The organism is Pseudomonas sp. Irchel s3a18, assembly GCF_900187535.1.
Taxonomy (GTDB): domain Bacteria; phylum Pseudomonadota; class Gammaproteobacteria; order Pseudomonadales; family Pseudomonadaceae; genus Aquipseudomonas.
The window spans coordinates 19337-41558 of the sequence record NZ_FYDV01000012.1; the positions used below are offsets into that span (position 1 = coordinate 19337).

23 protein-coding genes are annotated in these 22222 nt (G+C 60.1%); 20 read left to right on the plus strand and 3 right to left on the minus strand.

The features are described from left to right. Positions 1-133: 133 nt before the first annotated feature. The 3 genes from CKW29_RS16925 to CKW29_RS16935 all read left to right on the plus strand — a co-directional run bounded on the left by CKW29_RS16925 (position 134) and on the right by CKW29_RS16935 (position 2411). Positions 134-1102, plus strand: coding sequence for a GTP 3',8-cyclase MoaA (locus CKW29_RS16925; RefSeq protein ID WP_095143729.1), 969 nt, complete (start codon positions 134-136; stop codon positions 1100-1102). Between the two features lie 125 nt (positions 1103-1227). Continuing rightward, positions 1228-1833 (plus strand): DUF4823 domain-containing protein, encoded by a 606-nt coding sequence (locus CKW29_RS16930; protein WP_095148859.1) that lies wholly within the window; start codon positions 1228-1230, stop codon positions 1831-1833. Positions 1834-1850: 17 nt separating this feature from the next. Next, positions 1851-2411, plus strand: a complete 561-nt coding sequence (locus CKW29_RS16935; RefSeq protein ID WP_095078831.1) for a DUF1285 domain-containing protein — start codon at positions 1851-1853, stop codon at positions 2409-2411. Positions 2412-2463: 52 nt separating this feature from the next. Here CKW29_RS16935 and CKW29_RS16940 read toward each other — a convergent pair whose 3' ends face one another. Further along, positions 2464-3150, minus strand: a complete 687-nt coding sequence (locus tag CKW29_RS16940) for an HD domain-containing protein (RefSeq protein WP_095143727.1) — start codon at positions 3148-3150, stop codon at positions 2464-2466. Between the two features lie 114 nt (positions 3151-3264). Between CKW29_RS16940 and CKW29_RS16945 the strand changes: the two genes are divergently transcribed. Next, positions 3265-3747 (plus strand): GNAT family N-acetyltransferase, encoded by a 483-nt coding sequence (locus tag CKW29_RS16945; protein WP_095078834.1) that lies wholly within the window; start codon positions 3265-3267, stop codon positions 3745-3747. Positions 3748-3865: 118 nt separating this feature from the next. Here CKW29_RS16945 and CKW29_RS16950 read toward each other — a convergent pair whose 3' ends face one another. Further along, positions 3866-5530, minus strand: coding sequence for an electron transfer flavoprotein-ubiquinone oxidoreductase (locus tag CKW29_RS16950; protein WP_095143726.1), 1665 nt, complete (start codon positions 5528-5530; stop codon positions 3866-3868). 545 nt (positions 5531-6075) lie between these two features. Between CKW29_RS16950 and CKW29_RS16955 the strand changes: the two genes are divergently transcribed. The 11 genes from CKW29_RS16955 (at position 6076) to CKW29_RS17005 (ending at position 13996) form a co-directional block, all read left to right on the plus strand. After that, entirely contained in the window at positions 6076-6825 is a 750-nt protein-coding gene (locus tag CKW29_RS16955) for an electron transfer flavoprotein subunit beta/FixA family protein (protein WP_095143725.1), read from the plus strand. A 2-nt stretch (positions 6826-6827) separates the two neighbouring features. Beyond that, positions 6828-7757, plus strand: a complete 930-nt coding sequence (locus CKW29_RS16960; protein WP_095148860.1) for an electron transfer flavoprotein subunit alpha/FixB family protein — start codon at positions 6828-6830, stop codon at positions 7755-7757. Between the two features lie 82 nt (positions 7758-7839). After that, complete coding sequence (locus CKW29_RS16965; protein ID WP_095143723.1) at positions 7840-8664, plus strand: ABC transporter substrate-binding protein; 825 nt, start codon at positions 7840-7842, stop codon at positions 8662-8664. A gap of 9 nt (positions 8665-8673) precedes the next feature. Then, positions 8674-9030 (plus strand): DUF4398 domain-containing protein, encoded by a 357-nt coding sequence (locus CKW29_RS16970; protein WP_095143722.1) that lies wholly within the window; start codon positions 8674-8676, stop codon positions 9028-9030. Continuing rightward, on the plus strand, positions 9027-9830 hold the full coding sequence (locus CKW29_RS16975) for an OmpA family protein (protein ID WP_095078840.1): 804 nt from the start codon (positions 9027-9029) through the stop codon (positions 9828-9830). Before CKW29_RS16970 ends, CKW29_RS16975 begins: the two co-directional genes overlap by 4 nt. Before the next feature lie 201 nt (positions 9831-10031). After that, positions 10032-11471, plus strand: coding sequence for a PLP-dependent aminotransferase family protein (locus CKW29_RS16980; protein ID WP_095078841.1), 1440 nt, complete (start codon positions 10032-10034; stop codon positions 11469-11471). A gap of 90 nt (positions 11472-11561) precedes the next feature. Beyond that, positions 11562-12035 (plus strand): translation initiation factor 2, encoded by a 474-nt coding sequence (locus CKW29_RS16985; RefSeq protein WP_095143721.1) that lies wholly within the window; start codon positions 11562-11564, stop codon positions 12033-12035. A gap of 157 nt (positions 12036-12192) precedes the next feature. Continuing rightward, positions 12193-12447, plus strand: a complete 255-nt coding sequence (locus CKW29_RS16990) for a YkgJ family cysteine cluster protein (protein ID WP_095143720.1) — start codon at positions 12193-12195, stop codon at positions 12445-12447. Positions 12448-12488: 41 nt separating this feature from the next. After that, positions 12489-13094 (plus strand): START domain-containing protein, encoded by a 606-nt coding sequence (locus CKW29_RS16995; protein WP_095143719.1) that lies wholly within the window; start codon positions 12489-12491, stop codon positions 13092-13094. A 121-nt stretch (positions 13095-13215) separates the two neighbouring features. Further along, complete coding sequence (locus CKW29_RS17000; RefSeq protein WP_095143718.1) at positions 13216-13452, plus strand: hypothetical protein; 237 nt, start codon at positions 13216-13218, stop codon at positions 13450-13452. A gap of 202 nt (positions 13453-13654) precedes the next feature. Next, positions 13655-13996, plus strand: a complete 342-nt coding sequence (locus CKW29_RS17005; RefSeq protein WP_095078845.1) for a ribonuclease E inhibitor RraB — start codon at positions 13655-13657, stop codon at positions 13994-13996. A 63-nt stretch (positions 13997-14059) separates the two neighbouring features. Here CKW29_RS17005 and CKW29_RS17010 read toward each other — a convergent pair whose 3' ends face one another. Next, positions 14060-14866 carry a cytochrome c gene (locus CKW29_RS17010; RefSeq protein ID WP_095148861.1) on the minus strand — a complete coding sequence of 269 codons (807 nt, stop codon included), beginning with the start codon at positions 14864-14866 and terminating at the stop codon, positions 14060-14062. Between the two features lie 607 nt (positions 14867-15473). Between CKW29_RS17010 and CKW29_RS17015 the strand changes: the two genes are divergently transcribed. The 5 genes from CKW29_RS17015 to CKW29_RS17035 all read left to right on the plus strand — a co-directional run bounded on the left by CKW29_RS17015 (position 15474) and on the right by CKW29_RS17035 (position 22153). Next, positions 15474-16679 (plus strand): acetyl-CoA C-acetyltransferase, encoded by a 1206-nt coding sequence (locus CKW29_RS17015; RefSeq protein ID WP_095143716.1) that lies wholly within the window; start codon positions 15474-15476, stop codon positions 16677-16679. Between the two features lie 26 nt (positions 16680-16705). Continuing rightward, positions 16706-18850: a 3-hydroxyacyl-CoA dehydrogenase NAD-binding domain-containing protein gene (locus CKW29_RS17020; protein ID WP_095143715.1), complete on the plus strand. Its 2145-nt coding sequence runs from the start codon at positions 16706-16708 to the stop codon at positions 18848-18850. A gap of 95 nt (positions 18851-18945) precedes the next feature. Continuing rightward, complete coding sequence (locus tag CKW29_RS17025) at positions 18946-19674, plus strand: amidotransferase (protein WP_095143714.1); 729 nt, start codon at positions 18946-18948, stop codon at positions 19672-19674. A 443-nt stretch (positions 19675-20117) separates the two neighbouring features. Next, positions 20118-20834: an MgtC/SapB family protein gene (locus CKW29_RS17030; RefSeq protein WP_095143713.1), complete on the plus strand. Its 717-nt coding sequence runs from the start codon at positions 20118-20120 to the stop codon at positions 20832-20834. 107 nt (positions 20835-20941) lie between these two features. Continuing rightward, positions 20942-22153 carry an EAL domain-containing protein gene (locus tag CKW29_RS17035; RefSeq protein WP_256584919.1) on the plus strand — a complete coding sequence of 404 codons (1212 nt, stop codon included), beginning with the start codon at positions 20942-20944 and terminating at the stop codon, positions 22151-22153. Positions 22154-22222 lie beyond the last annotated feature (69 nt).

Below are 22222 nucleotides of genomic sequence, written 5' to 3' on the forward strand. Positions count from 1 at the left end.
CAGCAGCCTTATTGCGCCATGTTTCCCTGTATGGCGCAGTGCCCCGGGAATATACTCAGGCTTAGGTATTGCTAAAACTTGATTTGTGAGTCAAGTTTTAGCTTTTCCGCATCGACTTCCGCCGGAGTGATCCATGATCGTTGACCGACAAGGCAGGCGCTTCCGCAATTTGCGGGTCAGCCTGACTTCCGCCTGCAACTACGCCTGTACCTACTGTGTGCCTAATGGCAAGCGGTTGGTGGCTGCGCAGGATGAACTGTCGGCCGAAGCCATGGCGCGCGGCGTTGCCTATCTGATCGAAGCCGCCGGCATCGAGCGTCTGCGCATTACCGGTGGCGAGCCGTTGGTGAGCCCCAAGCTGGAAGCCTTCATGACGGCGGTGGGGCAGATGGGGCTTGAAGACATCAGCCTGACCACCAACGGACAATTGCTGGCCAGGAAGCTGCCTCTGCTGGTGGATGCCGGCATTCGGCGGATCAACGTTTCCCTTGATACCCTGGACGCTGCCGCGTTTCGCGGTATTGCCCGTGGCGGCGATCTGGCGACCGTGCTCGATGGCATGGGGCAGGCCCGTGCGGCCGGCATCAAGATCAAGGTCAACATGGTGCCGTTGCGTGGGCAGAACCTCGATCAAGTGCTGCCATTGCTCGATTATTGCCTGGAGCGTGGCTATGAGTTGCGTTTCATCGAGCTGATGCGCATGGGCCATTTGGCCAGTGATTCAAACGCGTTCCTGCAACAATTCGTCAGCCTTCAGCAGTTGCTCAGCCTGATTGGCGAGCGGTACGAGTACCTGCAGGCCGACGCCCCTGTGGATGCCACGGCGGTGCGTTATGAAATCCCTGGCCATGGCCACTTCGGCGTGATCGCCAACGAAAGCGTACCATTCTGCCGCACCTGTTCGCGTTTGCGCCTGTCGTCCACGGGCTGGCTGCACGGTTGCCTGTCATCGAGCAACCGCCACTACGTGGGCGACTTGCTGGACAAGCCGCGTCACCAGGCATTGCCCGCGCTCCAGCGCCTGCTGGTAAAAGCCTTGGGCGACAAGCAGGAAGTGGCGTTTTCCGGTGGGGCCACGGTGATGAAGATCATCGGTGGCTGATACAGACCCGAGTGGTAAAAACCCTCATTGATCCTCTGCAAGTGTGCGTGGACTCAAGGACTGGCGCGGAAGCTGCATCCTGCAAAGATTCGCCGGTTTTCCGTCACCGGCTTCTGGAGGGTAGGATGCGTAGCCTGGTTTTGCTGCTGGCCGTTTTGGCACTTGGCGGCTGCATGAATGTCAGCGACATGGGCGAAGAGGCTCGCTATCACATGAGCGATGCGGGTTTGCTCGATCACAGCGACAGCCGTCGCGTGAATAACCTGCGTATTCAGCCAGACTCGTTCATCTACATTGCCCAAGGCCCGTTCGCGCCGCCGGGCAGTGCCGAGCCACGACAGAATGTGGTCGCCGAAGAGGCCTTCAAGGGCTTTATCGAATATTTCCCGATGGTGCGTCGTGCCGCAGGCCCTGAAGGCCTGGATGCCGCCATGGGCGAGGCCCGCGGCCTTGGTGCCCATTACCTGCTGTACACCCGCTTCGCCAGTGCCGATGACCGTATCGGCAACTCGGATGAGTGGCTTGACCAGGAGGCCGTGGACCGCCTGGGGATCGACAGTGGGGTGATTCAGATCATGTTGATCGAGACCAGCACCCGGTATTTGATTGATACTGCACGGATCAAGAGTCGTGGCGGTTTGCTGACGTTCCATGACAACAGGCCAGAAGATCTGCTGGGCCCGCCGCTTGCGCAATACGCTCGCAGCCTGCTGGGCCTGAGCGATCAGTAGTTCACCGGGAGAGCAACATGAGTGGTTCGCAAAAAGCTAACGATCTGCTGGGGCAAATCCCCAAGTCCAAAGGCTTGCCGCCCGTTCATTTGTGGAACCCCGACTTCTGCGGCGACATTGACATGCGCATCGCCCGTGATGGCACCTGGTTTTACCTGGGCACGCCGATCGGGCGCAAGCCGATGGTCAAGCTGTTCTCCACCATCATTCGCCGTGACGGCGATGATTACTTCCTGATCACTCCGGTGGAGAAGGTCGGGATCAAGGTCGACGACGCCCCCTTCGTGGCGGTGACGCTGGACGTCGAAGGTGAGGGGCAGGCCCAGGTGCTGCGCTTCACCACCAACGTCGATGAACTGACAGAGGCCGGGCCTGAGCATCCGTTGCACGTCGTGATCGACCCGGTCACTCAGGAGCCCGCGCCCTATGTGCATGTGCGCACCAATCTGCAAGCCCTGATCCATCGCAACGTGTTCTATCAGTTGGTCGAGCTGGCCGTGACTCGCGAGATCGACGGCCAGCGCTGGTTGGGTGTGTGGAGTGGCGGCGAGTTCTTCCGTATCGGCCTGGAGCCCTGATTCGGGCGCTGTTTCAGTGCCGCGCCCCGGTTCCGGAACCGCGCGGCGCCAATCAGGCTGGCCAACGCGGTGCTGTTTTGGCACTGGCGGCCAAACCGATTTCTTCGAGCAGGTCGTCGCGAAAACGTTGCAGGCGTTCGTGACGCAGGCGCGCCAGACGCTGGCCGGAGGGCGTCTGAAAGCCGTCGGCAAGGTGCAGCAGCTTGGTCTGGAAGTGATCGAGACAAAAACGCTTGTCGTCGTAGTCCCGTGTGCGGGCCAAGGGGTCCGTGGCATCGTAAAGCGTGCTGCCCATGCGCCCGGCGATGTAAAACGTGCGCGCCACGCCGAGCATGCCGAGGGAGTCGAGGCGGTCGGCGTCCTGAAGGATTTTCGCTTCCAGGGTGACGGGAGTGATGTTCGCCGAAAAACTGTGGGCCTCAATGACGTGGGCAACGGCTCGTACCCTGGGCTCTGGCCAGTCCAGTTGGCACAGGAGGGGCATGGCTTTTTCTGCCGCCAGCCGCGAGGCCTGTGAGCGCAGCGGCGAGTTCTTCTCCACCGCGACGCAGTCGTGCAGCAGTACGCCGGCCAACAGTATCTCAAGATCGCCGCCTTCTTCGGCTTGAATCCTTTGGGCGTTGTGCCATACCCGCTGTAAGTGTGCGAGGTCGTGGGCGCCGTCCTGCGAGGGTTCCAGTGCATGGGGCAGGAGGCTTGAGGCGAGTGTTTGCAGTGGGGCGAAGGCGCTGGCGTGCATGGCTATCCTTTTGGGTGAAGGGCATCGTTCCCTGAACAAAGTTTTGCAGCGACATGTGACGAACGTTGATTGCCGACATAGTATGGCGTTTTCAATCGTTCTCAAGGGACGTTCATGTCGATCGAGATCCGCCCGGCCACACCCAGCGATGCCCCCCAAATCCTGGCCTTCATCACCGAGCTTGCCGACTTCGAGCGGGCCCGCCATGAAGTCATCGCCAGTGTGGCCGACATCGAGCGCAGCCTGTTCAGTGAGGGGGCCACCGCCCATGGCCTGATCTGCCTGCGCGACGGATTGCCGATCGGCTTCGCGGTGTTTTTCTTCAGCTACTCGACCTGGCTGGGCAGTAACTGCCTGTACCTCGAAGACCTGTACATCACTCCCGAGCAGCGCGGTGGTGGCGCCGGCAAACTGTTGCTGCGCCACTTGGCGAAAATCGCCTGCGCCAACGACTGCGGCCGTTTCGAGTGGAGTGTGCTGGAGTGGAACAAGCCGGCGATCGAGTTCTACGAATCCCTCGGCGCGCAGCCACAGGAAGAGTGGGTGCGCTATCGCATGGATGGCAACGTGTTGCGCGACTTCGCCGAGGGTCGTTGATTATCGGCGGCGCAGGTCGCGCATCGGGTGGCGTGAAACCCGGCAAGCCCGGTCAATACAGGGCCGTCCAACGAAAAAGGGCCCCCGTTCGGGAGCCCTTCTTGTTCAAGCGTACGACTTACATGTTCGGGTAAGTCGGGCCGCCGGCACCTTCCGGTGCCACCCAGGTGATGTTCTGCGCAGGGTCCTTGATGTCGCAGGTCTTGCAGTGCACACAGTTCTGGGCGTTGATCTGGAAGCGTTTTTCGCCGTCTTCCTGGGTGATCACTTCATACACGCCCGCCGGGCAGTAGCGCTGCGCCGGCTCGTCGTACAGCGGCAGGTTCTTGCTGATCGGGATGCTCGCGTCGGCCAGCTTCAGGTGGCAAGGCTGTTCTTCTTCGTGGTTGGTCCCCGAGATGAATACCGAGCTGAGCTTGTCGAAGCTGAGTTTGCCGTCCGGTTTCGGGTAGTCGATCTTCTTGCTGTCGGCCGCCAGCTTCAGGCAAGCGTAATCCGGCTTGGTGTCGTGCAGGGTGAACGGCAGTTTGCCGCCGAAGATGTTCTGGTCGATCCAGTTGAAGCCGCCACCGACGATGGCGCCGTACTTGTGGATTGCCGGGCCGAAGTTACGGCTGGCGAACAGTTCTTCATAGAGCCAGCTGGACTTGAACGACTCCACGTAGCTGGTCAGTTCGTCCGCGCCTTCGGAGCCTGCGAACAGGGCATCGGCCACCGAATCGGCGGCGAGCATGCCGGATTTCATGGCGGTGTGGCTGCCTTTGATCTTGGCGAAATTCAGGGTGCCCAGGTCGCAACCGATCAGTGCGCCGCCCTTGAAGACCATTTTCGGCAACGAGTTCAGGCCGCCTTTGCAGATGGCGCGTGCGCCGTAGCTGATGCGCTTGCCGCCTTCCAGGTATTGCTTGAGCACCGGGTGATGCTTGAGGCGCTGGAATTCGTCGAACGGCGACAGGTAGGTGTTGCTGTAGGACAGGTCGACGATCAGGCCGACCACCACCTGGTTGTTTTCCAGGTGATAGAGGAAGGAGCCGCCGGTGTTTTCGGTGCCCATGATGTCCAGCGGCCAGCCAGCGGTGTGCACCACCAGGCCTGGTTGATGCTTGGCCGGGTCGATTTCCCAGATTTCCTTCAGGCCAATGCCGTAGTGCTGGGCGTCGGCGTCGCTGTCGAGGTTGAAGCGCTTGATCAGTTGCTTGCCAATGTGGCCACGGCAACCTTCGGCGAACAGCGTGTACTTGCCGCGCAGTTCCATGCCCGGGGTGTACAGGCCTTCTTTCGGATTGCCTTCACGGTCAACGCCCAAGTCGCCGGTGATGATCCCGCGAACCACGCCGTTTTCGTCGAACAGGGCTTCCTGGGCGGCGAAGCCCGGGTAGATCTCTACGCCCAGGTTCTCGGCCTGCTGGGCCAGCCAGCGGCACAGGTTGCCCAGGGAGATGATGTAGTTGCCTTCGTTGTGCATGGTCTTGGGCACAAAGAGGTCTGGAACCTTGATCGCGCCATCTTCATTCTTCAGGACGAAGATGTCATCGCGGGTGACCGGAGTGTTCAGCGGTGCGCCGAGCGCTTTCCAATCAGGGAACAATTCATTCAGGGCCCGAGGTTCGAACACCGCGCCGGAAAGAATGTGAGCGCCGACTTCGGAGCCTTTTTCGACCACGCAGACGCTAATTTCCTTACCGGCTTCGGCGGCCTTCTGCTTCAATCGGCAGGCGGCGGAAAGACCAGCGGGGCCGGCACCGACGATGACCACGTCGAATTCCATGTATTCGCGTTCCACAGGTTATCTCCTACTCAAGGCTCAACAGTTTTTTTTCTAATTGGAGGTTTGGCGTCGCATCGATGAATTGCTCCGCATTGCGGGGCAGGGGACAATCGATCCACCACCTTTCTCTCTAGGTGGCGCATTATATCTACACCACTCCCAGCGTCCAATACAAACGTTTGTTTGAATTTGCTGAAAGCCAGATAAATCAAAGAAGCGCGGCTTATAACTGACCATTTTGCCGTATTGACCAGAATAGGCGTTCCGGTCAAGATACGGGCGGTTTTGCGCTCGCCGTAGGCTGACTGTTGGTTTCAAGAGCACCTCTAAAGACAGGGCGAAGGCTGTACAAGGTGACGCGCAACGAGGGTTCGGTGCGAAGTTTACACGCTGCGAAAAGACCTGGCCGATCAGTCGTCGCTGACGAACGGTCATCCCTCTCGTGAGCAGGGTCACCCATTCACATGCCGGCGTTTTTAGAGGTGCCCTTGCGCCGTTGAGCATCAACCGCCAGGTTCGCCTAGGCGACTTTCTTTTCACCGGAGAGTAACGAGGAATCCATGAAGGTTCTTGTAGCTGTCAAACGAGTGGTCGACTATAACGTCAAGGTTCGCGTCAAAGCGGACAACTCCGGCGTCGATCTCGCTAACGTCAAGATGTCGATGAACCCTTTCTGCGAAATCGCAGTGGAAGAAGCCGTACGCCTGAAAGAGAAAGGTGTTGCGACTGAAATCGTCGTCGTCTCCATCGGCCCGTCCACCGCTCAAGAGCAACTGCGCACCGCGCTGGCTCTGGGTGCCGACCGCGCCATCCTCGTCGAATCCGCCGAAGACCTGACTTCTCTGGCCGTTGCCAAACTGTTGAAAGCGGTTGTCGATAAGGAACAGCCTTCGCTGGTGATCCTTGGCAAACAAGCCATCGACAGCGACAACAACCAAACCGGCCAGATGCTGGCTGCCTTGAGCGGCTACGGTCAGGGCACTTTCGCCTCGAAAGTCGAAGTCGCTGGCGACTCCGTTGCCGTGACGCGCGAAATCGACGGCGGTGCACAGACGGTTTCCCTGAAACTGCCGGCCATTGTTACCACCGACCTGCGTTTGAACGAGCCGCGCTACGCGTCCCTGCCAAACATCATGAAAGCCAAGAAGAAGCCGCTTGAAGTGCTGACTCCTGAAGCTTTGGGCGTTTCCACCGCCTCCACCAACAAGACCCTGAAAGTCGAAGCGCCGGCTGCACGCAGCGCGGGTATCAAGGTCAAGTCGGTGGCTGAACTGGTCGAGAAACTGAAAAACGAAGCGAAGGTAATCTAATTATGACTATCTTGGTAATCGCTGAACACGACAACAAGGTTGTGGCCCCGGCCACCCTGAACACCGTGGCTGCCGCTGCGAAAATCGGTGGCGACATCCACGTCCTGGTCTCTGGCCAGAACGTTGGCGCGGTGGCTGAAGCCGCTGCAAAAATCGCTGGTGTGAGCAAAGTATTGGTCGCCGACAACGCGGCTTACGCTCACCAGCTGCCGGAAAACGTCGCGCCGCTGGTGGCCGAGCTGGGCGCTGGCTACAGCCACATCCTGGCTGCCGCGACTTCCAACGGCAAAAACATCCTGCCGCGCGTTGCCGCTGCACTGGACGTTGACCAGATCTCCGAGATCATCTCGGTTGAAAGCGCCGATACCTTCAAGCGCCCGATCTATGCCGGTAACGCCATTGCTACCGTGCAGTCCAACGCCGCCGTAAAAGTGATCACCGTGCGTGCCACCGGTTTCGACCCGGTTGCCGCTGAAGGTGGTTCGGCTGCTGTTGAAGCGGTTGCTGCTGCTCACGATGCTGGCACCTCCAACTTCGTTGGCGAAGAGCTGGCCAAGTCCGATCGTCCGGAGCTGACCGCTGCCAAGATCGTCGTTTCCGGCGGTCGTGGCATGCAGAACGGTGACAACTTCAAACACCTGTACGCCTTGGCCGACAAGCTGGGCGCTGCTGTTGGCGCTTCCCGCGCCGCGGTCGACGCAGGTTTCGTACCCAACGACATGCAGGTCGGCCAGACCGGTAAGATCGTTGCACCACAGCTGTACATCGCCGTCGGTATCTCCGGCGCGATCCAGCACCTGGCCGGCATGAAAGACTCCAAAGTGATCGTTGCGATCAACAAGGACGAAGAAGCGCCGATCTTCCAGGTGGCCGATTACGGCCTGGTGGCGGACTTGTTCGAAGCCATCCCTGAGCTGGAGAAGCTGGTCTAATCCAGCGGCTTCACTTATAAAGAGCCCGGCCTTCTGGCCGGGTTTTTTATTGTCTGCGATTTACAGAGTGGGGAAACATGCCATGGAGATGCATCGCTTGAGCGGTTGGTCGATGCTGGTGAGCCTGTTGTTATGGCCGGCGCTGTCGGTCGCAGCCGGCAAGTGCGAACGCCTGGTGGTGACCGGCAGCCCGGATGCGCCACCGTATCTGTGGCAGGACCCGCAGGATCCCGCGCACTTGATCGGCAGCAACGCCGACCTGCTGCAGCAGGTGGCGGGGGAGTTGGGGCTCACCGTCGAGCTGCGCTACGCCGGCAAGCGCTCACAGGCAATCGAGGAGGTGCGCAGCGGACGCATCGACATGCTGGCGGACGCGTCATTGATGACCCAGCAGCTGGAGTCGCTTGATTACATTCATCCTGCGCTGGCAGGCAACGACTACCTGGTGTGGACTCGCAATGGCTCGACCCTGGACTACATCGAGGCGAAGGACTTGAGCGGGCACATGGGCGCGGTGTCACAACAGGCGCGGTTGACCCAGGCCTTCGAGGCGTTCGCACGGTCGCAATTGACCCTGGTGAGTACGCCAAACCTGACCCAGGCCTTTCAGAAGCTGGTGTTGGGTGAAGTGGAGTACGTCCTGGCCGGACGCTATGCCGGGATGGCCATGGCACAGACATTGAGCATCGCCAACGATGTGCAGGCTGACCCACAACCGATCGACAAACCAGGGCTGTTCCTGGCCATTTCTCACAACTCGGCCTGCAACGATCCATGGTTGCGCGGACAGTTGGCCAAAAAGATGACAGAATTGCCCGCGTCCGGTCTGACGGAGGCTGTGCTACAGCGCAATCTGGAGCGCTGGAAAGCACATTTGAAACAGCCCGTCAGCACCCCAAAACAGTAGGGATTTTTAGTGACTATTCGACCTCTTTTCGCTGCCCTGGCCGTTACGGCTCTGGCGGGTTGTGCAGCCGATCCGGCGCCGAATGAACAAATGCGTCTGACCGGGCAGGCCCTGGAACAGGCTGCCGCCGTCGGGGCAACCGCCGGGGAAGTGCCTGAGCTGAAACTGGCTGAAGACAAGTACACCCGGGCCAAGGCCGATATGGCCGATCAGTCGTTCAAGGATGCCCGTATGCAGGCCGAACAGGCCGAGCTGGATGCGCGCCTGGCAGAGGCCAAGGTCCTGACCCTGAAAAGCCAGGAACAACTCAACGTGCTCAATACCCGCATCGCTCGCCTGCGCAAGCAGCTGGGAGACGCCCAATGAACCTGAAGAGCGGAGTATTGGGTGGGGTGTTGTTGGTCGGCCTTTACGGTTGCGCGGGCCAGCACAGTGACGTTGCGTTGCAACAGGCCAGCGCTGACTTCCAGAAGGTCAAGGAAGACTCGAACGTATTGCGCATTGCCCCCAAAGACGTGATTCGTGCCGGTGAGTCCCTGGCGCGGGCCGATCGCCTGTCCAGCTACTGGGGCAGTGGTGCCGATGTGCAGCACTACGCCTACCTGAGTCAGCGCTACAGCGAAATTGCCCGCCAGCACAGCGAGAAAGTGCTCAATGAGGAGCGGGCGGCCAAGCTTGAGCTGGAGCGTCAGCGCCTGCAACTGGCGTTGCGCGAAGCCAAGTTGCTCAGTGTGCAGCAACAGGGCAAATGGCTGGAGGAGCAAATCATCAGCCTGGCGACCACCCAGACCGATCGCGGCCTGGTGATGACGCTCGGGGATGTGTTGTTCGACACCGGTGAGGCGGAGCTGAAGAGTTCGGCCAACCGTACCGTATTGAAGATCGTCCAGTTCCTGCAGCTCAATCCCAAGCGCGTGGTCCGCATCGAGGGCTACGCCGACAGCACGGGAGGCAAGCAGGAGAACCGTAAACTGTCCCGCGATCGCGCCCAGGCGGTGGCGAACATGCTGATGGACCTGGGGATTGACGATAAACGCATTCAGGTCGAAGGCTACGGCGATGAATACCCGGTAGAGGCCAACGCGTCCGAGCGCGGCCGCGCGCAGAACCGTCGGGTTGAAATTGTCTTCTCCGATGAAAAAGGCCAGCTAGGCGCCGCCCGCTAAGGTCAGCGTCACTGGAAAACCCGGCCCCCTCAGAGGTGCCGGGTTTTTTTATGCCTGCGAAAGGCTCCACAAAACAGTACAGTTTTTGCTGACACTGCACTATATGGTCGACTATTGTAGTAACTGTCCCAGTACACTTCCAAACTGTTCCGGTAGTGTTTCACACAAGAATAAAATGCCCGTGAAATCGAGTGCTGCGTCATGACCAATCTTTTGCTCTATCAACGTATCGCTCAGCAGCTCGCTGAGGATATCCGGCGCGGCGTCTATCAGCCCGGCGAACGCGTTCCCTCGGTACGCAAGATGAGTTCGCAGCTCAATGTCAGCCATGCGACCGTGCTTCAGGCGTATGCCAATCTCGAAGATCAGGGGCTGATTCGCGCGCGTCCGCAATCGGGCTATTACGTGCACCAGACACCGGCACTGACAGCGCCGACCCCGGATATCGCCCGTGTCGAGCGTCCTGGTCTGGTGACCCGCAGCAGCATCATCCAGCAAGTGTTGGTGGAATCGCGCCGCGAAGGGGTGTTCCCGCTAGGGGCCGCGGTGCCCAGTGTCGACTACCTGCCGGTGCGGGCGCTGCACCAGCAATTGGCCAAGGTCACGCGCTTTCACAGCCCGCGGGCGTTCAGTTACATGTTCAGCCCGGGCTTCGAGCCGCTGCGGCGCCAGGTGGCGATCCGCATGCGCGATGCCGGGGTGGTGGTCGATCCTAGCGAAGTGGTGATTACCCACGGCTGTGTCGATGCCTTGCAGATGTCCCTGCGGGTACTGACCCGTCCCGGCGACTTGATCGCCGCGGAGTCGCCGACCTACTACGGTTTGTTGCAACTGGCCGACCTGCTCGGGCTCAAGGTGATCGAGATCCCCAGCGACCCGGCCACGGGCATGAGCCTGGAAGCGCTTCAGCTGGCCGCCAACCAGTGGTCGATCAAGGCGTTGGTGCTGACCACGCGCCTGAGCAACCCATTGGGCGGCACCATGCCCGAAGAGCGGCAGAAACAACTGCTGCGTCTGGCGTCGGATTTCGATATCCAGGTGGTCGAAGACGATATCTACGGCGAATTGATGTTCGAGCAGGGGCGCACCAAGTCCCTGAAGGCCTATGACCGGCTGGATCGGGTGATCTACTGCTCGAGCTTTTCCAAGACCTTGTCGCCGGGCGTGCGCATCGGCTGGATGATTGCCGGCAAGTATCAGCAGGAAATCCAGCGCTTGCAGACCTTCAGCACACACTCGGCGTGCAGCGTGACGCAGATGGGGATCGCGGCTTATCTGGAGAACGGCGGTTACGATCGGCACCTGCGTTACATTCGCCAGGAATACCGCAAGAACCTCAGCGCCTTCCAGTTGGCCGTGCAGCAGTATTTTCCGGAAGGCACGCAGATGACCCGGCCCACGGGCGGATTCATCCTGTGGGTCAGCCTGCCGGGGCGGGTCAATACCCAGGAACTGCATGTGCGGGCGCTGCAGCAGGGGATCAGCATCGCGCCAGGGCTGATCTTCAGCAACACCGAGCAGTTCAACCACTGCATCCGCCTCAATTGCGGGACGCCTTGGAACCGTGAGGCCGAGCGCGCGCTGATGACGCTCGGCATGCTTGCCACCCAGCTTTGCCAGGAAACCGCCAGCGGCTTTTGAGGGGGCGGACCGGGTCAATCGCGATGGGCGCTTGTCAGCGACCTTGCAACAAGCGAGCATATGGCCCTCTGCCGTTAGTGCTGTAGGGTCATGAACGCGATTTTTCCTGCTGGTCTGGTGTTGGCTTGCCTGTTGAGTGTCTTGAGCCCGGACGAGGCGCTGGCGGCATCCGCTGCGCAAAGTACCGTGAACCCTGTTGTAACGACGGTTGAGCCGGTGAACCAGGCGCATGTGGCGAAGAAACCGGCACCGCAGAAAGAGCGCCCGCCTATTGCCTCCAAATCCAGGGCCGCCAGTGAGGTGGTCAGGACCACCGAGCTGCCATCGGCCAATGTGGATTTGAGTCTGCCATCCGATATGGTCAGGCAATTGCAGCCGATTGGCAGCCTGCCTCTGGTCAGGCGAGCCCCCTTGCTGCCGCCGCTGTTTGGTGAAAAACCCAAGGAAGAAAGCAAATTTCAGCTCAATGGCCGGCTGATTACCAACGAACTGCAATTGCAGATGCGCAATGAGGATCGGCGGGAAGTCGAGGGCGCGGCGCTGGAATTTCAGTTCAATCAGTGAACGGTGTGACCCCGCACCCCGGCACTTTGTCGCACGACTGACCGGTCACGCGCAGTTGCGTGAAAAACCGCGATCGAGCCAATTTCAAACGACTGTTTTAGCGGTTACTCTAGCCCATGTCATTCAACACATTAGCCGTCGCGAGGAGCTTGACGTCATGAAATGCCGAGAAGGCTGTGGCGCCTGCTGCATTGCCCCTTCCATCAGTACCCCGATTCCCGGCATGCCAAATGGCAAGGCTGCGGGAGAACGCTGTGTGCAACTGTCTGTCGATAATCTGTGCAGCATTTTCGGCCAGCCCGAACGACCCGCAGTGTGCGGTTCGTTTCAGGCGGATGTTGAAGTCTGTGGTGCCAGCAGTGAAGAGGCGATCAGGTTGCTCGGTTGGTGGGAGCAAATGACGGCGGCGTAGTGTGTTCAACGAACGGAACTTCAACAATAAGGAATAAGACTATGGGTTCGCTGCATCGTATCGCTGTGTTGTGTGGTTTGACCGCCGTACTGGCCTCGACCGCCGCTCAGGCCGAAAGCTGGACGGTCGCCAAGAACGAAGATGGCATCAAGATCTCCCTGAGTGAAATACCCGGTTCCGACTACAAGTCCTATCAGGGGGTCACCCTGATGAAGACCACCGTCGCCAAGCTGCGCGCACTGCAGGATGACGTGTCAGGCGCCTGTTCCTGGATTCACGAGTGCAAGACCCAGAAACTGCTCAAGCACGAAGGCGATCAGAGTTGGACCTACACCCAGTTCAATACACCTTGGCCGGTCACCCCGCGTGACTCGGTACTGCAGGTCACTACCGTCGAGAGCGCCGATGGCAGCCTGACCCGTAACCTTGAAGGTATGCCGAAGTACATTCCCGAAGAAAAAGGCTTTGTCCGGGTCGCCCAGGTCAAGGGGTTCTGGAAGTTTGTCCCCAAAGGCGATCAAGTCGAAGTGACCTATCAGGTGCATACCGAGCCGGGTGGCAGCGTGCCGGCGATGGTGGCCAACAAGTTCGTGGTCGATGCGCCCTTCAATACCTTGAAGTCCCTGAAAGAGCGCGCCGAGAAGTGAGGACTGGGAGGTAGGAGCGAGCACGTTCGCTCCTATCGCCGTCGGCAGCGGGAACGATTGCCGGCGATTCGGTGTCGAGATGGTAGTAAGCCCATATGAGGGGTTTATCGAGGAGGCACCGATGCAAAAGTGGGAAATCACCTTCGTTGATAATCATGGTGTGCAAACCGTCGAGCATTTTGACTGTGAGCAAAAGCCTGATATGGAAAAGGCGGCGCAATTGATCCGCACCAGACTCCTCCCGGTCCCGGCTGAACTGGACCTCAATGATCTGGAGGGGCGTATCGAGGATCCCACGCTCAAAAGCCTGAAAGAGCAGAACAGCATCCAAATCCTCAGCATCTCCCTGATTTCTTGAACCCTTCCCGCAACCAGGCCTTGGCAGGCGCTCTGACTTGAGGCTACTCTGCAATCGAGATCAGCGAATGGATCGCTAAGGTCTGGTCTTGTCAGCTACATGCTTGTTTCCCGGCGGCATTTTCTTGCCGTATCGCTCTCACCATTCGGTTGCGGGCGCAGGGAGTACGGAAAGTCTATCCATGGTTTAAGGAGGACGTTTCATGAGCACAGCCTATCAAGAAGACATCAGCAGCAGCGTGCTGCGCCGCATGAAAGAAGGCGGTTTTGATTTTTCCCGGTTCCATCCCATCGAGTTCTACGCCATTTTCCCGGACGAGGAGCGGGCGCGCAGGGCGGCAGGACATTTTCGCGGTGAATCCTTGAATGCACAGATCAGTGTGCGCGACGACGGCGCCTGGCATCTGGAGCTGAGCAAGGTGATGTACGCCACCTATGGCGGTATCGGTGATTTCGAACAGGACTTCGAGGCGGTGGTCGGGCCATTGGGCGGCATTATCGAGGGTTGGGGCGTCAAGCAGGAGGTACGAGGGCTACTCGCATAACACTATGAACAGCGACAACACTCAGCGACGGCTGACCTCAGGGTCGGCCGTTTTCATTTGCCGTTACGGTGTCACCTTCCGTCCCGCCATATGCTTCAGATAGTCCACCAGCATCGTCAGCTCCTCATCGGTCAATACACTGGCCGAAAACCCCGGCATTTTCGCCTGTGGCCATTGACGCAGGCTTTGCGGGTCGCGGATATAGCGCTTGAGGAAGTCCGTGCCAAAGTACTCGGTCGGGCTGTAGGGAATGTTCAGGTCCGGGCCGAACTGCGCATCACCAGCGCCATTGAGGCGATGGCAGGCCAGGCAGTTCTTCTGGAACAGCGCGAAGCCCCGGTTCACCGGGTCACTGGTAGCCAGCGCGGGATCCGGCAGCAGGGCAGGGAAGCGTTGTGCGACCGGAGCCAGGCGCTGGATGCGGGCCACCTGGAAAGGCCACTGCTCGGGGCTGATATGCCCGGCCTCAGGGTCGGTCCACACCAGGTAGAACGGACCGGCGCCCGGTTTGCCCTCCGATAATGCCGGCCACGGCTCGGCCGGGTCTTCGATCGCCAGCCACGCCCGTGCGCCGGTGATGCCGAGCAAGGGCGCTGCCGACAGTTCGGCGGCGAAACCGTCCAGGGCCACCGCCTGCACATGGTCGCTGGCCTGTACGCCGATCAATAACGCCGCCAGCGGCACCGCGCGATAACGCATGGTGCGCTTGTAGGAGACGTCGTCAGCGATCGTGATGGTTTGCACCCGAGGATGCTTGAGCAGTTCCTCGGTTTTCCAGGTACGACTGCCGCTGCCCAGGTCGAGCACCAGTTGCGCGGCATACAAGGGCGTGCTGAGCAGCAAGGCCCCAAGCAAAAGAAGCGCTCTCAAGTGATCGCCATCCGGTTGTGGTCATGTCGCCAAGGTTGGCACACGCACACGGAGCCGGAAAGCGAGCACTTCGGTTTTTTCAGAAAGGTACCGCAAATAATCCTGCCCGATTATCCGATGACCTTGGTCAGGTTCGGCAAAATGAGCAGCAGCGTGGTGGCGAATAGAATGAGCCCGGCTTGACGCACTTTCGATTGTTTGAACATGGCTGACCGCCTTTTTTTGTTATTTCCTGAGCGTCGAATGCTTGCCTGCATTTCTCCATGACGGCAAAGCGCTGTAATTCCCTTCATCACGGGTGCCTCGGCAAAACCCGACGACAACCTCGTACGTTTTACCTTAGGGGCCACGCCGACTGTGGTTTAGATCCATTTCGTATCAAACAAGTACAAATCGCTACTAAAAAGCATGAGGCCTATTGCCAGCTGCTTTGCCGCCCTTTTGCTAGACAGTTCGGTGACCTGAAACGGTTAATCCGATAGCAGACTACCGTCCGTCTGAGCGTGACCGTCAAGGCCGTTGAGCGCTTCGGTCATTGAATCCGCCGCTGCTGGGCCTAAGGTGAGGACTCGCTGATCTTTTACCTGCCCGGCAGTACGAGGATGTCATGACCCAAGCTTTGATTTTCGATGCAATACGCACGCCCCGTGGCCGTGGCAAGGCGGATGGCGCCTTGCACGGTGTCAAACCGGTGAACCTGGTGGCCGGCCTGCTGGGGGCCTTGCAGCAGCGTACACAACTCGACACCAGCCAGGTCGATGACATCGTGCTGGGCTGCGTCACGCCGGTGGGCGACCAGGGTGCCGACATCGCCAAGACCGCGGCGCTGGTGGCGGACTGGGATGTCAGCGTCGCCGGGGTGCAGATCAACCGATTCTGCGCGTCGGGCCTCGAGGCGGTGAACCTCGGCGCGATGAAAGTGCGCTCCGGTTTCGAGGACCTGGTGGTGGTCGGCGGTGTCGAATCCATGTCCCGCGTGCCGATGGGCAGTGATGGCGGTGCCTGGGCGCTGGACCCGCAGACCAACCTGCACACCCATTTCACCCCGCAAGGCGTGGGCGCCGACCTGATCGCCACGCTCGAGGGCTTCAGCCGGCATGACGTCGACACCTTTGCCCTGCATTCCCAGCAGAAGGCTGCACGGGCGCGGGCAGACGGCTCGTTCAGCAAGTCCCTGGTGCCCGTACAGGATCAGAATGGCATTGTCCTGCTCGATCACGACGAGTTCATCCGCGCCGACTCGACCCTCGAAGGCCTGGGCAAGCTCAAGCCGAGTTTCGAGATGATCGGGCAGATGGGCTTCGATGCCACGGCGTTGCGGGTTTACAGCCACGTGGAGCGCATCCACCACGTGCATACACCGGGCAACAGTTCCGGGATTGTCGACGGTGCGGCACTGATGCTGATTGGCTCCGAAGCCTGTGGGCGGGCACTGGGGTTGCAGCCGCGAGCGCGAATCGTCGCCACGGCCGTCACCAGCACCGACCCGACCATCATGCTCACCGGCCCCGCGCCGGCCACCCGCAAGGCGTTGGCCAAGGCCGGGCTGCGGGTAGAGGACATCGACCTGTTCGAGGTCAATGAAGCCTTCGCCTCGGTGGTGCTCAAGTTCATCAAGGACATGGCCATTGATCCGGCCAGGGTCAACGTCAACGGAGGCTCTATCGCCATGGGCCACCCGTTGGGCGCCACCGGCTGCGCGATTCTCGGCACTTTGCTCGATGAGCTGGAAGTGCGTCAGCAACGTTACGGCCTGGCAACCCTCTGTGTGGGCGGCGGCATGGGCATTGCCACCATCATCGAACGCTACTGAGCCCCCGACTTCAAGGAAACCTGTTCATGACTGATGCCATTCGTTACGAAAAGGGGCCGGACCGGATTGTGGTCCTGACCATCGACATGCCGGGCCAGAGCGCCAACACCATGAACGCGGTGTACCGCGAGGCCATGGCCGACTGCGTCCAGCGTTTGTTGGCCGACAAGGATTCCATCGCCGGGGTGATCATCACCTCCGGGAAAAAAACCTTCTTTGCCGGCGGCGATCTCAACGAACTGATCAAGGTTGGCAAGCCTGAAGCCAAGGCCTTCTACGACAGTGTGCTGCAGCTTAAAGGCCAGTTGCGCGCCCTGGAAACCCTCGGCAAACCGGTGGTAGCGGCGATCAATGGTGCAGCGCTGGGGGGTGGCTGGGAGATCTGCCTGGCCTGCCATCACCGTGTGGCCCTGGACCACGGCTCGGTGCAGATCGGGTTGCCGGAAGTGACCCTCGGCCTGCTGCCGGGCGGTGGCGGGGTGGTGCGCATGGTGCGCATGCTGGGCCTGGAAAAGGCGCTGCCTTACCTGCTCGAAGGCAAGAAAGTCCGACCGTCGCAAGCCCTGCAAGCCGGGTTGGTCGATGAACTGGCGGCGGATCATGCTGAATTGCTGGCCAAGTCCCGGGCCTGGATTCTCGCCAACCCGGCGGCGGTGCAGCGTTGGGATGTGAAGGGCTACCAAATCCCGGGTGGCACGCCATCGCACCCTAAAGTCGCGCAAATGCTGGCCATCGCACCGTCGATCCTGCGCAGCAAGACCCAGGGTTGCATGCCGGCGCCAGAGAAAATCCTCTGTGCGGCGGTCGAGGGCGCCCAGGTTGATTTCGACACCGCGCAGTTGATTGAGGCCCGTTATTTCACCGAACTGACCACCGGCCAGGTGGCGAAAAACATGATCGGCACCTTTTGGTTCCAGCTCAACGAAATCAACGCCGGTGGTTCGCGCCCAGCAGGGTTTGCGCCGCACGTGACGAAAAAGCTCGGGGTGCTGGGTGCCGGCATGATGGGCGCCGGGATTGCCTATGTCAGCGCAGTGGCCGGGATAGACGTGGTGCTCAAGGACATCAGCCTGGCGGCGGCCGAGAAGGGCAAGGCTCATTCGGCGGCGTTGCTGGACAAGAAAGTTGCCCGTGGTCAACTGAGCGCCGAGCAACGAGACGCCACCCTGGCGCGGATCCAGACCACCGAGCAGGATACCGACCTGGCCGGTTGCGACCTGGTCATCGAGGCGGTATTCGAAGACCGTGAACTCAAGGCCCGCGTGTCGTCGGCCGCGCAAAGTGTCGTCGGTACGGACGCGGTGATCGCCTCGAACACCTCGACCTTGCCCATCAGCGGCCTGGCGACCGCGGTCCCGGATCAGTCGAAATTCATCGGTCTGCATTTCTTCAGTCCGGTGGAAAAAATGCCACTGGTGGAGATCATTAAGGGTGCCAACACCAGCGATGAAACCCTGGCCCGTGGTTTCGATTTCGTCCTGCAGATCAAGAAAACCCCGATTGTGGTCAACGACAGCCGGGGTTTCTTCACTTCGCGGGTGTTCGGCACGTTTACCAACGAAGGGATCGCCATGCTCGGCGAAGGCATAGCGGCGCCGATGATCGAAACCGAAGCGCGCAAGGCCGGAATGCCCATTGGTCCATTGGCGATTTCCGACGAGGTTTCCCTTAGTCTGATGAGCCACATCCGGCAGCAGACTGCCAAGGACCTGCAAGCCGAAGGCAAACCGTTGACGGAGCATCCGGCGTTTGCCGTGATCGATCTGCTGCTCAACGAGTACAAGCGTCCGGGCAAGGCGGCGGGTGGCGGTTTCTACGAGTACCCGGCGGGTGCCCAGAAGCACTTGTGGCCGGGACTCAAAGCGCGTTTCGAGCAGGCTGACGGGCAGATTTCGCCACAGGACGTGCGTGATCGCCTGCTGTTCGTACAGGCCATCGAAACCGTGCGCTGCGTGGAGGAGGGCGTGCTGCTGTCGACCGCCGACGCGAACATCGGCTCGATCTTCGGCATCGGCTTCGCCGCCTGGACGGGTGGCGCGCTGCAGTTCATCAACCAGTACGGTGTGCAAGACTTCGTCGCCCGCGCCCGGTATCTGGCACAACAATATGGCGAGCGCTTCACACCGCCGGCCCTGTTGCTGGAAAAAGCGGCCAGCGGCGAACGATTCTGACCGGTTAGCGGCATGCGCCGGGCTTGCCTTGACCCCGGGTTTCAAGGCAGGCTCTGGTGTGTGCGCTATTGCCTTTATCGTGTCAGGTACTTTCTATGTCGTTACGCATCTGCATTCTGGAAACCGACATCCTGCGTCCGGAACTGGTCGATCAATATCAGGGTTACGGGCAGATGTTCCAGCGTCTGTTTTCGCAGCAACCCATCGCTGCCGAGTTCACGGTCTACAACGTAATGCAGGGCCAGTACCCAAGCGACGAGCTGAGTTTCGACGCTTATCTGGTCACCGGCAGCAAGGCCGATTCGTTTGGCACCGATCCCTGGATCCAGACCCTCAAGACTTACCTGCTGACGCGCTATGAGCGCGGCGACAAACTGCTGGGCGTGTGCTTCGGTCATCAACTGCTGGCCCTGTTGCTGGGCGGCAAGAGTGAGCGGGCAACTCAGGGCTGGGGCGTTGGCACCCACAACTACAAACTGGCGGCCAAGGCGCCCTGGATGAACCCGGTGAGGGAAGAGCTGACGCTGTTGATCAGCCACCAGGACCAGGTCACCGCGCTACCGGAAAACGCCACGGTGATCGCGTCCAGCGATTTTTGCCCGTACGCGGCGTACCACATCAACGACCAGGTGCTGTGCTTCCAGGGGCATCCGGAGTTCATTCACGACTACTCGCGGGCGTTGCTGGACATCCGTCAGCAGAACCTTGGCGAGCAGATCTACCAGCAGGGCGTGGCCAGCCTGGCCCATGACCACCATGGCACGACCGTTGCGGAGTGGATGATGCGCTTTGTCGCACACAAGCCCGACGCCGCCACTTCCTGAGGTATCAACTCCTCGCGGGCTTGCCCGCGAGGGGGGCTACGGCCTGAATCTGAACCCGTGCTGAACGCCACCGATATTAATACTCGGGTTGTTGTATACAGGTTTGCTCTTGGTGTACCTGCGGCGTAAGCTGCGCGCGTTTTCATCCTGTTCGGAGGCCCACAATGGCCACGTGTTCCAGTGACAGTTGTCGGCCGGTTTCGATAGCCGGCCACTCCCCGGCAAGATAACGCGCAACGTTCTGTGCCGTTGTCTCGCCACCCAAGCGAGCAGCGGCATCCCGCTCACGGCCTATGCCGGCCGTCCCCGATGCCCCTCTCATCGACAGTCTTGATTGTCGACACCCCAGTTGTTCATGACCGTTCCCCACACTGCGGATGGAACCGTCGTGGGCGCTCAGCGTCCGCTCCCGGGCATGACGCGAAACGAGAAGGGAATACCCCATGCAAGCCATCAATAACATCAACATGACCTCGATGGTCGACACCCTGGTCAGCCTCAGTGCCGCGTTCATTCTGGGCGGGCTGATCGGTTTCGAACGTCAGTACCGCCAGCGTACCGCCGGCCTGCGCACCAATGTACTGGTCGCCGTGGGCGCGGCGATTTTCGTCGACACGGCCAACCGACTCGGTGGCGCCGACGGGGCGGTCAGGGTGATCGCCTACGTGGTGTCCGGTATCGGATTCCTCGGCGCGGGGGTGATCATGCGCGAAGAGGGTAACGTTCGCGGTCTGAATACCGCCGCCACCCTCTGGGCTTCGGCAGCGGTCGGCGCCTGTGCCGGTGCCGACCTGGTGCTGGAAGCCTTGCTCGGCACCTTGTTTGTGTTGGCGGCAAACACCTTGCTGCGACCGATCGTCAACAACATCAACCGCCAGCCGCTGGACGTCATTTCGGCCGAGGTGACCAACATTGTCTATGTGATTGCCCAACGCTCGCGGCAAAAAGCGGTGTTTGCCTTGCTTGAGGCTGAGCTTGAGCGCAGCAATTATCCGGCCAGCGATGTCGACGTACATGCCTTTGGCAGCGAAGAAGTGGAAATCGAAGCCACCCTCGCCACGACATCGGTGGATGGCGATGAGCTGGATGCTCTGGTGGCGCGGTTGAGCCTCTCGCCGTTGGTGCAACAAGCGTTCTGGAGCCCGAGTACCACGGACTGATGTATTTCTTGGGAAATTTCCTACGTTGCTGTAGGACAGATCCTTCCTGTGAATAGGGTTCACATTGCCAGTATTTGCACATTCGATTTTCAATGTGTTTTAGGCCTATGGACACTCCCAGGGTGCTGGTGCTGGACAATCAAGGGTTTCAACGTGACGCGCTCACCCACATGCTGCATCGGTTGGGGGTGGGCGAGGTATTGCACGCTAGCGCCGCAGAGCAGGCATGGCGACAGCTCCATGAGGCGGGCGGCGTGGACCTGGTCTTATGTGATGTGAGCAACCGGGCGCTGGAGCGTTTGGAGTTCCTGCATGGCGCCAGTGCCTCGGGCCGGGTCCGCGCGCTGGCCTTGTACGGTGAGCTGCCATTGGAGCTGCACCGCGCCGTCGGGCAAATGGTTTCGCTGTCCGGCCTGAAAATGCTCGGCGTGCTGGGGCAGCCCATGCTGTTGCGGGAGCTGCAGGCGGTGTTGCATCGCTACAGCCTCGGTCGGCGGATACCCTTGTCTGCATGGCGGCCGGAACCGGCACTGCCCAGCGAATCCGAGGTCAGGCATGGCCTGGACCAGGGTCAGTTTCGCGCCTGGTATCAACCTAAGGTGATGTTGAGCAGCGGTGCCCTGGTCGGGGTCGAGGCATTGGCGCGCTGGGAGCACCCTTCGCGAGGGGTGCTGCTGCCAGGGGATTTTCTGGCGGCCATGCTGGCGTACGACCTGATCGACGATATGTTCAAGCAACTGTTCGATCAAGGCTTGAGCCTGCTCAACACCTTGCGTGCTCAAGGCCGGGCACTTGAACTGGCGTTCAACCTGCATGCCTCGCAACTGGCCAGTGGTGAGTTGATCGAGCATGTCCGGCGAGCCTTGCAACGCCATCGGCTTCCAGGTGCTTCATTGACGTTCGAGCTGGCCGAAAATGGCTTGCTCGATTTGCCAGCGAGCATCGAGCACAGCCTGTTGCAATTGCGTGGCCTGGGCTGTGGCCTGGCGATCGATGATTTTGGCTCGGGGTTCTCTTCGCTCAAACAGTTATGCCATCTGCCGTTCAACCAGATCAAACTGGACGGTGAGTGTGTGCAACAGCCTCTGGAGCCACACAACCGGGCAATCATTGCCAGCACCATGGCACTGGGCCGCTCACTGGAGATGGACCTGGTCATCGAAGGGGTCAGCAGTCCGGGTATTTGTGACGCCCTGATCGCGATGGGCTGTCAGACCGGTCAAGGCTACTTTCTGGCGCGTCCCATGACCTGCCAGGCGTTTGAACAATGGTCAGCGCGTTGCACGCTGGCATCGAGACGCGAGCGATGGGCTCGCTGAAAAAAATCCCGAAACTTCCTACACTGCACTTAGGAAGGTCCTTCGAGATCATGCATGATGGGTGGTTTT

What these genes read in the sequence shown, in the direction of transcription:
- CKW29_RS17020 (WP_095143715.1), top strand. Translation starts at nt 16,706, where the DNA reads ATGACTGATGCCATTCGTTACGAAAAGGGGCCGGACCGGATTGTGGTC.
- CKW29_RS16980 (WP_095078841.1), top strand. Translation starts at nt 10,032, where the DNA reads ATGACCAATCTTTTGCTCTATCAACGTATCGCTCAGCAGCTCGCTGAG.
- CKW29_RS17025 (WP_095143714.1), top strand. Translation starts at nt 18,946, where the DNA reads ATGTCGTTACGCATCTGCATTCTGGAAACCGACATCCTGCGTCCGGAA.
- CKW29_RS16940 (WP_095143727.1), bottom strand. Translation starts at nt 3,150, where the DNA reads ATGCACGCCAGCGCCTTCGCCCCACTGCAAACACTCGCCTCAAGCCTC.
- CKW29_RS17035 (WP_256584919.1), top strand. Translation starts at nt 20,942, where the DNA reads ATGGACACTCCCAGGGTGCTGGTGCTGGACAATCAAGGGTTTCAACGT.
- CKW29_RS16995 (WP_095143719.1), top strand. Translation starts at nt 12,489, where the DNA reads ATGGGTTCGCTGCATCGTATCGCTGTGTTGTGTGGTTTGACCGCCGTA.
- CKW29_RS16990 (WP_095143720.1), top strand. Translation starts at nt 12,193, where the DNA reads ATGAAATGCCGAGAAGGCTGTGGCGCCTGCTGCATTGCCCCTTCCATC.
- CKW29_RS16955 (WP_095143725.1), top strand. Translation starts at nt 6,076, where the DNA reads ATGAAGGTTCTTGTAGCTGTCAAACGAGTGGTCGACTATAACGTCAAG.
- CKW29_RS16975 (WP_095078840.1), top strand. Translation starts at nt 9,027, where the DNA reads ATGAACCTGAAGAGCGGAGTATTGGGTGGGGTGTTGTTGGTCGGCCTT.
- CKW29_RS16960 (WP_095148860.1), top strand. Translation starts at nt 6,828, where the DNA reads ATGACTATCTTGGTAATCGCTGAACACGACAACAAGGTTGTGGCCCCG.
- CKW29_RS17005 (WP_095078845.1), top strand. Translation starts at nt 13,655, where the DNA reads ATGAGCACAGCCTATCAAGAAGACATCAGCAGCAGCGTGCTGCGCCGC.
- CKW29_RS17015 (WP_095143716.1), top strand. Translation starts at nt 15,474, where the DNA reads ATGACCCAAGCTTTGATTTTCGATGCAATACGCACGCCCCGTGGCCGT.
- CKW29_RS16965 (WP_095143723.1), top strand. Translation starts at nt 7,840, where the DNA reads ATGGAGATGCATCGCTTGAGCGGTTGGTCGATGCTGGTGAGCCTGTTG.
- CKW29_RS16925 (WP_095143729.1), top strand. Translation starts at nt 134, where the DNA reads ATGATCGTTGACCGACAAGGCAGGCGCTTCCGCAATTTGCGGGTCAGC.
- CKW29_RS17000 (WP_095143718.1), top strand. Translation starts at nt 13,216, where the DNA reads ATGCAAAAGTGGGAAATCACCTTCGTTGATAATCATGGTGTGCAAACC.
- CKW29_RS16930 (WP_095148859.1), top strand. Translation starts at nt 1,228, where the DNA reads ATGCGTAGCCTGGTTTTGCTGCTGGCCGTTTTGGCACTTGGCGGCTGC.
- CKW29_RS16985 (WP_095143721.1), top strand. Translation starts at nt 11,562, where the DNA reads ATGAACGCGATTTTTCCTGCTGGTCTGGTGTTGGCTTGCCTGTTGAGT.
- CKW29_RS16935 (WP_095078831.1), top strand. Translation starts at nt 1,851, where the DNA reads ATGAGTGGTTCGCAAAAAGCTAACGATCTGCTGGGGCAAATCCCCAAG.
- CKW29_RS16945 (WP_095078834.1), top strand. Translation starts at nt 3,265, where the DNA reads ATGTCGATCGAGATCCGCCCGGCCACACCCAGCGATGCCCCCCAAATC.
- CKW29_RS17030 (WP_095143713.1), top strand. Translation starts at nt 20,118, where the DNA reads ATGCAAGCCATCAATAACATCAACATGACCTCGATGGTCGACACCCTG.